Source organism: Shewanella sp. SM21, assembly GCF_025654335.1.
Taxonomy (GTDB): domain Bacteria; phylum Pseudomonadota; class Gammaproteobacteria; order Enterobacterales; family Shewanellaceae; genus Shewanella; species Shewanella oncorhynchi.
This window is the reverse complement of sequence record NZ_JAKKRL010000003.1, coordinates 162,444-175,204: the sequence shown is the minus strand read 5'-3', so window position 1 is coordinate 175,204 and position 12,761 is coordinate 162,444. Positions and strand designations below refer to the sequence as shown.

Annotated in this window: 11 protein-coding genes; 5 read left to right on the top strand and 6 right to left on the bottom strand. The window is 44.7% G+C overall.

The genetic code is table 11. The annotated features are described in order from the left end of the window. Window positions 1-9 precede the first annotated feature (9 nt). The 3 genes from L5L94_RS04965 to L5L94_RS04955 all read left to right on the top strand — a co-directional run bounded on the left by L5L94_RS04965 (window position 10) and on the right by L5L94_RS04955 (window position 5,461). Window positions 10-1,740: a toxin-antitoxin system YwqK family antitoxin gene (locus L5L94_RS04965; RefSeq protein ID WP_263161588.1), complete on the top strand. Its 1,731-nt coding sequence runs from the start codon at window positions 10-12 to the stop codon at window positions 1,738-1,740. Window positions 1,741-1,907: 167 nt separating this feature from the next. Beyond that, on the top strand, window positions 1,908-4,220 hold the full coding sequence (locus L5L94_RS04960; RefSeq protein WP_263161586.1) for a toxin-antitoxin system YwqK family antitoxin: 2,313 nt from the start codon (window positions 1,908-1,910) through the stop codon (window positions 4,218-4,220). A gap of 143 nt (window positions 4,221-4,363) precedes the next feature. Beyond that, a complete protein-coding gene (locus L5L94_RS04955) occupies window positions 4,364-5,461 on the top strand; it encodes a calcium:proton antiporter (protein ID WP_025008445.1) in 1,098 nt (365 codons plus the stop codon). Window positions 5,462-5,490: 29 nt separating this feature from the next. On the opposite strand, the gene L5L94_RS04950 is transcribed toward L5L94_RS04955, so the two are convergent. The 5 genes from L5L94_RS04950 to L5L94_RS04930 form a co-directional block, all read right to left on the bottom strand. Further along, window positions 5,491-6,396, bottom strand: coding sequence for a hypothetical protein (locus L5L94_RS04950; protein ID WP_263161584.1), 906 nt, complete (start codon window positions 6,394-6,396; stop codon window positions 5,491-5,493). A 164-nt stretch (window positions 6,397-6,560) separates the two neighbouring features. Beyond that, on the bottom strand, window positions 6,561-7,529 hold the full coding sequence (pbpG, locus tag L5L94_RS04945; protein ID WP_105251600.1) for a D-alanyl-D-alanine endopeptidase: 969 nt from the start codon (window positions 7,527-7,529) through the stop codon (window positions 6,561-6,563). 396 nt (window positions 7,530-7,925) lie between these two features. Then, window positions 7,926-8,417: a GNAT family N-acetyltransferase gene (locus L5L94_RS04940; RefSeq protein ID WP_263161581.1), complete on the bottom strand. Its 492-nt coding sequence runs from the start codon at window positions 8,415-8,417 to the stop codon at window positions 7,926-7,928. 175 nt (window positions 8,418-8,592) lie between these two features. Next, window positions 8,593-9,312: an LrgB family protein gene (locus L5L94_RS04935; RefSeq protein WP_028761650.1), complete on the bottom strand. Its 720-nt coding sequence runs from the start codon at window positions 9,310-9,312 to the stop codon at window positions 8,593-8,595. Window positions 9,313-9,314: 2 nt separating this feature from the next. Continuing rightward, a complete protein-coding gene (locus tag L5L94_RS04930; protein ID WP_028761649.1) occupies window positions 9,315-9,749 on the bottom strand; it encodes a CidA/LrgA family protein in 435 nt (144 codons plus the stop codon). A gap of 122 nt (window positions 9,750-9,871) precedes the next feature. Here L5L94_RS04930 and L5L94_RS04925 point away from each other — a divergent pair, with 122 nt between their 5' ends. Continuing rightward, the gene (locus tag L5L94_RS04925; protein WP_113938996.1) at window positions 9,872-10,762 is read left to right on the top strand and encodes a LysR family transcriptional regulator; all 891 of its coding nucleotides are present in this window, start codon (window positions 9,872-9,874) and stop codon (window positions 10,760-10,762) included. Between the two features lie 8 nt (window positions 10,763-10,770). Here L5L94_RS04925 and L5L94_RS04920 read toward each other — a convergent pair whose 3' ends face one another. Beyond that, window positions 10,771-11,589 carry a hypothetical protein gene (locus L5L94_RS04920; protein ID WP_263146402.1) on the bottom strand — a complete coding sequence of 273 codons (819 nt, stop codon included), beginning with the start codon at window positions 11,587-11,589 and terminating at the stop codon, window positions 10,771-10,773. Between the two features lie 433 nt (window positions 11,590-12,022). On the opposite strand from L5L94_RS04920, the gene L5L94_RS04915 reads away from it, so the two are divergent. Then, window positions 12,023-12,757 carry a basic amino acid ABC transporter substrate-binding protein gene (locus L5L94_RS04915; protein ID WP_011847627.1) on the top strand — a complete coding sequence of 245 codons (735 nt, stop codon included), beginning with the start codon at window positions 12,023-12,025 and terminating at the stop codon, window positions 12,755-12,757. Window positions 12,758-12,761: the final 4 nt, after the last annotated feature.

Here is a 12,761-nt window from a genome sequence, read left to right as displayed (position 1 = left end):
GGAGCAGTTATGCGTCTATTTACAGTAAAACTGCTCCTTGGAGCACTCGTACTTATCAGCACCCATGCCAATGCACAAAAGGTGTTACTCGATGCCCATTGGAAGGTTGTCAAAGATGAAAAACAGGCTCAATACTATCTAAAACAATCGACCGAAGTGATCGACGGCAATTATAAGGCTGAGGTTTATTACAAAAACAAAGATATGCTTTTCTGCGCCAGTGCCCTCGCCGATAACAAAATCGGTAAAACCCTCACGAGCGAACAATTCCGCGGTGCTTATCAATGTTACTTTGAGGATGGCAAGCCGTACGAGCAAGGCTTTCGCAATGGGCAAGGCCAACTTCATGGCTTGCTTAAAAAATACATTGCCACCGGCCAATTATATACTGAGTCGCACTATGAAAATGGTGTGAAACAAGGCCTCGAAACCGCTTACTGGAATGGCGGCAATATCCGCTACAAAACCACCTTTAAAGATGGACAGGCAGTCGGCATCAGCGAACATTTTGGCCCCGAAGGTGAAGTCACCGCCAAGATCTGCAATGACCCGACCTGTGTGAGTCAATATTTTAATCTTGGCAAACTTAACCGTGAAGCACATCGTGTTGATGGCCTATTGCATGGCACTGAGACAACTTGGGGCCTGAATGGGCAAGTCATCTCGACCCAAGAGTTCGTTAAAGACAAAAGGCAAGGTGACTATTTTGAATATTTTGACAATGGCAAAGTCGAGCGTCACTACCAATATCAAGCTGATTATCAGGTCGGTGAGCAACTGACTTATTATGAAAATGGTCAGATCAAATTAAAGGAAGTGACCAACGATAAAGGGGATGCCCTCCAATCCATCGAATACGATGAGCAAGGGCAAATAAAAAAAACCACCGACAGCAAATACCAAGGTAATCGCTGGGTTTATCGTAAGCAGCAGCGCTTTAGCAAGGGCCAACTGATTGAGAGCACAGAAAACGACATACTCAAAAACTGGTCACTCAGCGAAGACTACCAGCAAGGCGAGTTAGTGAGTCGCAGCGAGGAACTCGATAAAAAATTGACTGGCTTACATATTAAATCCTTCGACCAAACTGATGTAAACACCGTTTCCCGCGAGTATTTTAACGAGGGCAAGCGTGAAGGCCCCTATGAAATGGTGAAAATCGACCATAAAACCGGTAAGCGTTGGGTGGCCGAGCAAGGTCAATATTCCAATGACAAGCCCTCAGGCAAATGGAAGAAGCAGCAAGAGGATACCAGCCTCACCTTTAGCTATGATGACAATGGTGAACTCCATGGCGAGTTTCGTAATGAGACAAGTTCAGGGCAACTGCTTGAATTAATAAACTTTAACCATGGCAAACCCGAAGGATTAGTACAACGCTACGCCACTGACGGCCAATTGTATGAAAAGGGCGAATACCGCAATGGGCAACAGGATGGCGACTGGGTGTACACCCATGGTGAGTACGGTTTCCGCCCAATACCCAATCCTGAAAGACGCTATTGGTATGGTAGTTTCGATCTAGGCAAGCAAGTCGGCCATTGGGAATTGCGCTCAGTTGAAGACTATGTGCTCGAAATCGCCAATTATGACGAGCAGGGCAAACTTCATGGTAAGCAATATGAGTTTGAGGAGCATGGCTGGATAGAGGTGATTAATAGCTACAATCATGGGCAGTTTTTAAATCAGGAAACACCGCCACCTGTGGTGACCAGTGACTCTGGTTTCCCGATGTTTTAGCCTAAGCATATTCGCTTAATCGATTAATCGATTAACTTAACCCTTGGCGCTGTGCACTGTATATAAGTGCACAGCCCGATAAATAAACTCAACAGCAAAAAATTAGGATTCTTGTATAGGCCGCAAACGGCGCGGCCTTACGACCCAGAACAGAGCAAGGAATCAGCATGTTCAATACGCCATTTCGCTTTATCAGCCTCGCGATTGCGGGAGCCAGCTTAACCAGTGCCCATGTACAAGCAGCGCAAAATCTCTCCTCCATGATGGTCGAAATCCGCCAACAGGACGGAATTCCCAGCTATTACAATCTCGCCACTGGCATGCCCTTAAATGGCGATATCGCCATAGTGCGCGACAACCAAGGCTATACCTTAGGGCAGTTTTCCGAGGGGATCCCTAATGGTAAATGGCAAGTATTTCATACCAATAACAGCAAGCTAGTCGAAGGAAACTATCTGCAGGGTTATCAAGATGGCACTTGGCATATGTTCGATTTGAGCGGCGCCGTTACTGAGGAACAGCAATTTGCCAAAGGCGTGCCCACGGACGAATGGAAAGAATACAACAGCAGCGGCCATCTCTGCCAAGCTACTTATTATAAAGACGGTAAAAAGGAGCAGGTAAGACGTTTCTATGACAGTGGCAAACTACAAACCCAAGAAAGCTACCTCGATAACCTGCGCCACGGGAAATGGGAAAGTTTCTATGAAAACGGCACCTTGTCCCAAAGCCAGAGCTATGCGAACAACCAACTCTCAGGTTCTTATTTAGAACAAAATCCCAATGGACAAGCCACAGTGACGGGCCGCTTCGATGCCGAAGGTCGTCGCCAAGGAGCATGGGAAACCTTTTTCGATGACGGGACTAAATCGAGCAGCAGCCAGTTTAATCTCAATCTGCTCGAGGGTGAAGAACGGACATTTTACCCCAATGGTGAACTCGCCAGCCGCTGCCAATATAGCGCTGGGCAACGCCAAGGGAAATGCCAGCAATTTAATGATGCAGGTAAGTTACAAGTTGAAGAACAGTATGTTAATGGTGCATTGGACGGGCCACAGCAATATTTTAATGCCGAGGGCATTCTCACCAGTGCTCTCAACTATAAACAGGATCAACTCGCTGGTACGCAAAAATATTTCCACAACAACGGCCAACTTAAAGAATTACGTAACTACCAAGACTCAAAGCAGGCTGACAATGGTCAATATCCGCTTCATGGACCATCGGAGCGTTATGACACCGAAGGTAATTTGCTCGAAAAAAGCCACTACGATATGGGAATTAAGGATGGCCAATTTGAGCGCTATCACGCTGGCAAGCTGCAATCCTCCGAGCAATGGCGACAAGGGCAGCGTCACGGTGAATCACGCCGTTACCACAACAATGGCAAGCTGCGGACGCTAGATCAATACGTTGAAGGTAAACCAACAGGGAAATCAGAAACCTATTTTGACGACGGCACAGTGAGTGAGCGCGGCGAACGTATCGATGGCCAATGGGTCGGAAAATATGAGTCATTTTACGATAACGGTAAACCTCGGGAAGTATCTCACTACGCACGGGATAAAAAAGACAATGCCAGTCGTTACCCTCTTGATGGCCATTTCGCCCGCTGGTATGCCAATGGTGATCCCAATGAAGAAGGCTCATATCAAAACGGCAATAAAGAAGGCCTATGGATACAGTACAGCGAAGGCCTGAAACAACGGGAGCAAACCTTCGCCAATGGCAAACTTAATGGTAACTATACAGAGTATTACCACGGACGCCGCCGTGTGACAGGGGAGTATCTGGACGACCAAAAAACCGGTCTGTGGACGGATTATCGCTACGAAGAAAAAGACCCTACCTATGGCACAATCCCCGAGGGGAATATCCAGCAAAAAAGCCATTGGCAGGAAAACAAGCGCCACGGAATTAGGGAGTTTTACAGCTTTAAGCAAGTGGTTTACCGCTCCGAAACCTATGATAAAAATGATAAAACTGGCCAATATGCCGAGTACTATCCCAACAATGGCCAACTAAAACTTAGCGGTGCTATGGATAAAGGTAATCAAACTGGATTGTGGGAAAGCTGGTTTGAGGATGGGATGCAAGCTGCTAGCACTGAGTTTTTAGAGGGTCAAAACCATGGCCAAACGAAAGAATATTACAGTAACGGCCAACTCAAATTAGAGGCAACTTATGCTAAGGGTTCGCTTGATGGTCAAGTGAAGCAATATCACCAGAACGGTAAGCCAGAACTCGTTGAAACCTGGGTGAAAGGCCAAAAAGAAGGCGATGCTAGCTATTACCACAACAATGGCAAGTTAGCCGAACAAGGCACTTATCTTAGGGATCGCAAGGAAGGTCTATGGCAAAGTTTTTGGCCTAATGGTGAAAAACGCACTGAAGGCAGTTATCTCAGCGATCGAGAATCAGGGGATTGGAATCATTATGATCAACTCGGCAAGCTGATTAAAACAGAACACCATGGCTAGCTTAAAAATGGGGTTTTAGATTAAAAAGCGATCTAGTTCAAACATTTATCCTTAACTCCAAATCTAAAGGAAGTTTCATGCAAAGTGTGCCATAACCAGTGTCTATACTAACGGCCTTTTTTTTCGTTTAGGACAAATTGCCTATGAAGACATTTATGAAAGACGAGTTAGCCCTGCTACTGGGAATACTGACCTTAGTATTCTTTAAAACCGGTGGCGATAGCTTACTCGCCGATGGCACCGCCCTCTCGACCTATATTCCCGTTTCACTCGCCCTATTGGGTGTAGTGACTTGGGCTATTTTCTCTGTGGTACGCCACTCAGATGCACTAGCGATTAAGCTTGGCGATCCCTATGGCACCTTAATCTTAACTTTATCGGTCATTTCACTCGAAGTGGTGATGATCTCCTCCGTGATGCTGACCGGAGAACCCAACCCTGTCATGGCGCGCGACACTATGTTCGCCGTCGTCATGTTGATCATCAATGGCTTAGTGGGCTTTACATTATTACTTGGCGGCTGGCGTTACCATACCCAGCATTTCAATTTAGATGGCGTAAAATCCTATCTCGTGGCGATTATTCCCCTCGCCCTACTCTGTTTAGTACTGCCCAATTTTACCGAAGGTGGCACTATCGGCGGCATGTCTAAAGCCATGTCTTGGATGCTGATCATTATTTCGATTCTGCTCTATGGCGTCTTTTTAGTGGTACAGACAAAGAGCCATAGCCATTTCTTTGTCGATGCCGATCATGAAGACCATGAGGAACACCACGGCATACTGCGCAGTAATGCTTACCATACGATTCTATTAATTGGCTATTTGTTGGTGGTCATCTTGCTGGCAAAAACCTTAGCTATGCCCATCAATTACAGCGTAGCAACCCTAGGCGCTCCACAGGCATTAGGGGGCTTTATTGTCGCCTGCTTGATTTTATCCCCCGAAGCGGTAGGAGGCTTTAAGGCCGCGTTAAACAATCAATTACAGCGGGCGATGAATCTATATTTTGGCTCAGTTCTCGCGACGATTGCACTCACAGTCCCCGCGGTATTAATTATTGGCAGCGTGATAGATCAAGAAGTCCATTTAGGCCTGTCACCCGCCGACATGGTGCTGTTAATCACCAGTTTAATGGTCTGTAAGGTAAGTTTTAGTAGCGGTCGCACCAATGCATTGCACGGCGCGACTCATATAGTCTTGTTTATCGTTTACTTGTTCTTAATGTTTGAACATGCCTAAACTTTATTAAATCCAAGGCCGAGCGTGATTTATTTGCGTCTCGGCTTTACGCTTTTCTCATCCAGATTGACCCGCAGTAAGAGTACAAACCAGACTAAAGCGCCAACAACAAACCAGATAAAAATCCACACTAACTTATGGCCATTACGAGCCTCAAATGGCTCAAATTGGGGCATAAAAATCGTTTGATGTTCGGCTTGGTAAAGCGGACTTTTTTGTGCGGCGCTGAGCAACTCTGAACGAAGAGAGGATGGGGCTAATCGTTCAAGGTAAACAAAACTCTGGGGGTCCAACTCATTGAACTCATTTAGGGATTTAGCCAAAAATGCTTTGAATTGCGCTTCTTTCTCATTGGGTTCAAGTCGATTACTGATCTCCTGCTGATAAACTTTACCATACCAAGCGAGGGCCTTAGCATGCCAACTGTCTGCACGCTCTGCAAAAATCGGCATAGCGATATACAGCGCCATATTTAAGTGGCTACTATGTTTACCTGTAACCTCTAGGCTTCGCTGCAAACCAATTTGCGTCTTATCAATATAAGATTGCTGCAACTGATAATACTGAGTATTTTTATGGAGATACAATTCTTGTATCGATGCTAATTGCGTTAACTTCCCCGTGGTAGTCTTGAGATATTCCTGCGCAACGATGCAAGGAACTGCCATTAATTGCACCGCGATCAATAAATAGAAAAAGCGCGAATTATCTTTAACAAACTTGAGTCGTTTTAGCCTAGGTCGGATATAAATGATCGACAATAGCCAAGACAGTATCTGCGGCAGCCACAAATTAACGATATCTTCATCTAGGCTAAAAAACTCAAGGTTAACCAACAACAGCCAATGGACAAAACTGTAACCAGAAACAAATAACAGGCTGAGAAATAAGAAGGGAAAATAGATAAGTTGAATTTTTTTTAAAAATACATCCACACGAATGTCATCCTTGAGAACATAAAATAACGACTATGGTACGCTCAAATCCATCATAAATTTATCAAAATTGAGTAGAAACTCAAAGCGTTAAAACATAAAGGCCAGATTGATTGCTCATCTGGCCTTTATGTTTGTACTTTTATAAAGCTGCAACCGAGAAACTAGGTCTCACTTAACTTAGCTAATTGCTGCTGGCTACGTTGTTTCTTGTATTGCTTAGCTTCAGCAGGAATAGGAGTGACTTTGCCAGTCTCTAACCAGTTACGTAAACGGTTAGCATCCGCAATATGAGTATATTTGCCGTAGGCATCGAGCACGACAAATGCCACTTGGCGTTTTGCCATTTCAGTACGCATCACAAGGCAGTGCCCTGCTGCATTCGTAAAGCCTGTTTTGGTTAGATGAATATCCCAGTTATCTTTATAAACCAAACGATTGGTATTACGAAAATCTAAACTGTATCTTGGGTTGGCAAAGGTAACCGTCTTCTTCTCGGTAGAACTCAGCTGGCCTAGCATAGGATACTTTTCACTAGCCTTGAGTAAGACAATCAGATCACTGGCACTCGAAACGTTTTTATAGGATAAACCTGTAGGTTCAACATAGCGGGTATTTTTCATTCCCAGCGCTTTTGCTTTGGCATTCATCGCCTTAATAAAAGCTTTATGACCACCGGGATAATGATGTGCAAGACTTGCAGCGGCACGGTTTTCTGATGACATCAAGGTCAGTAATAACATTTCTTTACGGCTGATTTCACTGCCGATACGAACTCGAGAATAAACACCTTTCATTTCTTTGGTATCACGGATGTTTACCGCAAGCTTTTGCTCCATAGGCAACTTTGCATCCAGCACCACCATAGCTGTCATCAACTTAGTGACAGATGCAATTGACATTACTGCATTAGGATTATTGGAATAAAGCACTTCATTGGTTTTTAAGTCCACGACTATCGCACTACGTCCTGCAATTTCTTGCTTTAATGGTGCTTGCTTCGTTTTTGCTGTCGATTGAGTTTTGGTGCTTTTATATGCGACAGAGGCCGAATCGGCTGAATGCGCTGTCGTGGCAACGGTGAGACTGCTGCACGCAAGAATAAAACTACTGAGCAGAAAACGGATCTTCATATAGATTTCACTGAATAGATAAGGGATCGATTGTGCTATGGCACAGGTTTTGGCTAAGTATAGGAGTTCTACAGTGAAAGAAATAGAATGCAATTAGACTTTTATCAGTAAGATCAGCACTTTCTTCTCAATTTTTTTATGTAAAACCAGCTTAACCTGTCACCAATCCAGAGCAATAAAGCATCTAGCTCTAGACCTTTCAATTGTAGTAGAGACAAAATCTTAGAAAGAGATTTTTTTCAGTAGAATAATTTGAAATGAAAATAATGGGCGACTTTTTGCACTTTTAACAAAAGTCCCTGTACAACAGTGGTTTCAAGCATCTAAATACGTCATTTTAGGCGAATGAAAGCGTTAACATACGCCCTAAAATGCCGCGTTATAGCATCTTATCCGCTAGCGTAAGACAAATTCGAGTAAGGCTTCAGTATCTTCGCTCTCTTGTATCAGTTGGTCTGTCAGCACAAAACCGTGTCTGAGCAGCACTCGCTGTGAAGCTAAATTATGTTTAGCCACATGGGCAAAAAGGGGTCTTAAACTGACTAAAGGCAAAAATTGCGCTAAGGTCTGTGTCGCGATACCTTTGCCCCAATATTCACGGTCAATCCAATACCCTATCAGCGCTTGTCCATCACTTTGCCAATGCCCAATATTGCCCACAAACTTGCCATCAACCAATATCGCCCTTGGTAATACATTCACTTGTCCAAGAATATTTTGATGCCAATGTTTAAAAAACGCTTCTCGATCCCGAGGAGGAAATTGAGCAAGCTGGTTAGCAATGGGATCGCTTTGATGCACAAAAATAGCTTCAAGATCACTTTCAATAATCGGGCGTAAACTCACGCTGTATTGCGTGTTTGGCTGTTTATCTGACTTACTAGACATAGGTATCACCATTAATACTATGTATTTCAACTTGGTACAGCATGCCACATTTTATGAAGGTAAGCTCAAAAAAAAAGCGCATAACAGAGAAGGAGTTAGCGCTCGAAGAGGCAAATTTGCCGAAATTGAGGTGTGTAAATTCAAGCCATAAAACTCACACGATAGCATTCAAAGCCTAGATAAAAATCAAAGCAAAAACGGGTGCGCCTAACACCATAGCGATACCAATAAAAATCATAGTCAAACTGGCGATAACGCCCTCTTGCTTGCCGATTTCATTGGCTTTTGCGGCGCCCGCACCATGGGCAGATGCCCCTAGAGCAACACCTTTACCTAACGAAGTACGAATACGCATAAATTTGAATAAGGGGTCGCACACCAAGATGCCAATGACGCCTGTGATTAACACCATCATGGCCGTCAACTCAGGCACGCCGCCAAAGGCACTGGTCGCCTCCATCGCAAAGGGCGTCGACACCGAACGTACCAGCAAACTCTTAGACAACTCCACCGGCAGAGGCACAAACTTCACCAGCAGCCAAGAAGACATCATCCCCAGAAACAATCCGGCCGTGACACCTAACCCTATCGTCAGCGGATACTGACGGATCAAGTTACGCTCACGATAAATCGGCAAAGCAAAGGCGATAGTCGCTGGCGCTAACATGGCCATCAACCAATGGGTGTATTCAAAATAGGTTGGCAGCGGGATCTTAAGATTAAACACCAATAAGGTAATCACTATTGGCGCTAACACTATGGGCGCTAACCACCAGACTCTATGGTACTTATAGAGACGCTTGGCACCGAAGTAACAGAATATTGTCAGCAATAAGCTGAATAAGGCTAATCCGGTCTGCGACAACACAAAATCCACCACTTTTGAGTCAGTCATCATTAAGCCGCCTTAGCGTGGCGACGGGCTTGCTTTTTGATGTTCAGTTGGCGCTCAAAACGAAACACTCTATCGACCACAAAGCCTGTACCAAACATCACACACACACTGCCCATCACTAAAGTGAACAATATATTGGTGCCGTATTGCTCAAACAAACCTTCGTACTTAATAACGGATATCACTGGCGGGATGAAAAACAGCAATAACTCACCAATCAACCAAGCGGCGCCCAGTTGTACTGCATTTTCAGGAATGAGTTTAAAACCTAATAAAAATAAGAGTATGCCTAAGCCAATCACACTTCCTGGAATAGGAGAATGTGCCCAAGTGGCGAACCAGTGACATGCGAAGGACAGTAAACAGAAGAGGCCGATTTGGCTTAATAACAAAGCCCAATGTCGACACTGACGTATTGCGGCTTGTGGGAATGACATGATTTTCTCGGTTAGAACAAAGTTTTCTATAGGGCTATTCTAGGCTTGCCTATTTGATAAAAAAAATGAATATTAAGAATGTAATGCATGAATTTTAAGAATACATTTAAAGGTGAACCTTAATGGACCTCAAAGTTATCCGCTATTTTATCGAAATCGTCGATGCTGGAGGCTTCGGTAAAGCCAGCGAAAAAGTCCATCTCACCCAACCTGCACTATCAAAGGCCGTACGCCAATTGGAAGAGGAGCTAGACCTCATCTTACTCGAACGCGGTAAACGCGGCACCCAAGTCAAACTCACGCCCGCGGGTGAAGTTGTTTATCGACATGGCAAAGAGTTACTCGCTGGCCGACAACGCATGCTCGCTGAACTCACGGCCCAACGCAGTTTAACCGCGGGCGAACTCAATCTCGGATTGGCTCCTCTAGGTAGTGCCGAAATTTTTGCCCCGATTATTGCCAAATATCGCCAGCAATATCCGCAGATAGAGATGCACTTACTCGTCCGTGGCGGTGTAGAGCAAACCGCGGCAATCCAAAAGGGCGAAATTGAACTGGCCACTGGGATTATTGATTTTGATGAGGGTTATGACGGCATACGTGTGTTTAACGATCCTATGGTAGTAGTGCTGCCTAAGGAAAATCCGTTATCCACCCGACAGATATTGTCGTTTAGCGATCTCAGCGCCGATCCTCAAGTGATGTTCGAAACCGAATACACTCTCTACCAATTAGTGCTCAATGCCTGCCGACACGCCGGATTTGTCCCTAAAAACATTACCCGCGTTAGCCAAGCCGATTTCGGGATTGCCTTAGTCGCCGCGGGCACAGGGGTTATGGTATTACCGCGCTCCATCGCGCGGCGCTACAGCGTGTCAGGCGTCGTAAATATCCCGCTGGCGAGTGACGAGCTGCGCTGGGAGTTATCCCTCTTTTGGCGCAAAGACCAAGTATTGTCCTTCGCGGCTCAAGCCATGATCGCCTTAGTCGAGAAGCACTTAACCCATAAATAACCCTATTCTTACCAAGGAACCACTAAGCTTAAACGCACTAGCGTATCGCTATCCCATGGCAGAATAGGCAAATACTCAGCCGAGTTAACATCGACTTTGGCATAGTGGTCTAAATTGTATTGCGTGTGCTCAGCACTCAGCATTAACACGCTATTAGGCCGCCAAAAATCGGTTTGGTAACTCAGCTCAAAGCGATATTGATTCTCTAACCATTGGTCTTCGTCTTGCCAGGTTTGTGCGGCCACTTGCATATGTAGCTTAGGCGTCACATTAGCCCCTACACTTCCCATAAAGGTATAAGCAAACATACCATTCCCAAAATCGCCACGATCGTAACCTCGAGTTCTAGGCACATCGTCATCGATTTCGAGATAGTAATAACCCGCACCCGCCTTGAACTGAGCCTGTAATTGTTGCCCATCAAAGTTAGCTGTCAGCCCAGGAAATACCTTAGCTTGTTTCTCAACCGAGCTAACGGTATTACGCTTTCCCTGTAAATCGAACTGCCAACCGAATGAAAACGCGGGATTAACACGATAAAGTTCACCGCTCGCGGCATAGGCAGACTTAAACCACACAGGGATGTGGTCAGGGTCGAGTTTATCGACATCTACGTCTATATAGGCATCCAGCGCCGCCGTCAGCAAAATATCGCTTTGGGTTTTATGTTCTAACAATAGACTCGCATTCACCCCTAAGGTGTGAGAATCCTCGACCACAAAATCATGGCTGCCTAAGCTGTAATGCCACTGAGTTTGCTCTTCGGCCTGCAGTGCACTCGATAAGCACAGGGCTAAGCACACTAATGCTGAGTTGAGATAGTTCACTTTTGACTCCTGAAACATCGTTTCTAGCTTGATAATCAAATCAGCCAGAGGATTAAACTGCATAAAATAGGAATAACACCAACTAAGGTTGCCGTTAAAGAGCGGCTAAACTAGCCAATTTAATCAAAAAATAATAGGCGATAGTTCAAATTATGACACTCTCATTGAGAAGCCGCTAATAAACACCACAGAAGTATAGATAGCCAAAAAACTAACAGTAACAATAGTTACAGACCAAAGCACAATAATTCAACCCAGAAAAAACAACTTACACACAAATTTGTACAGGAAAGCAGCGCCCCTCAATCTTGCGACTGAAAACCGCAAAATAGAAATGAATTTTTAATCAAATTAACAGCATAATTATTGACACTTAATGCTCATCTGCCTATAGTCGCCACACTGATAGTGAAATCGAACAAGAGAGTCTTAAATGAAAAAGTCCATGTTATTAGGCGGCCTGACCTTAACTGCCACCTTGTTGTTAGCTGGATGCGGAAAAAGCGATGACGTGTTAGTCGTTGGCACCAATGCCGCCTTCCCTCCTTTTGAATATGTTGGCGGCCAAAGTGGCGATGAAATCAAAGGCTTTGATATCGATCTGGCCAAGCAAATCGCTAAAGATGCGGGCAAGACGCTCAAAGTCGAAAACATGAAATTCGATTCACTGATCGTCGCGCTTAATTCAGGCAAGATTGATTTTATCGCCTCAGGTATGACGATTACCGCTGAACGTCAAGCAAACGTAAACTTCTCTGAGCCTTACTACGAAGCAACTCAAGTCGTACTCGTCAACAAAGATAACGATAGTATTCATACGCTTGAAGATATTAAAGGCAAACACTTTGCGGTGCAGTTAGGCACAACCGCTGACATTATGTCGAAAAAATATACCCAAAATATCACCGCCTTTAATACGGGTTTCGAAGCCATTATGGAGCTTAAAAATTCAAAGGTAGATTTAGTGTTATTCGACAGCGAACCTGCCGCTAACTATCTGGCTAAAAATCCTGAATTAAAGATGATTAAACTGGATTTTCCTGCTGAGTTTTATGGTTTCGCCGTGTCGAAAGAGCAGCCTGAACTGCTGGCGAGCATCAATAAAACACTGGCTAACATGAAAGCTGACGGCCAATATCAGACGCTCGTTTCTGCCCATATAAAGTGATATC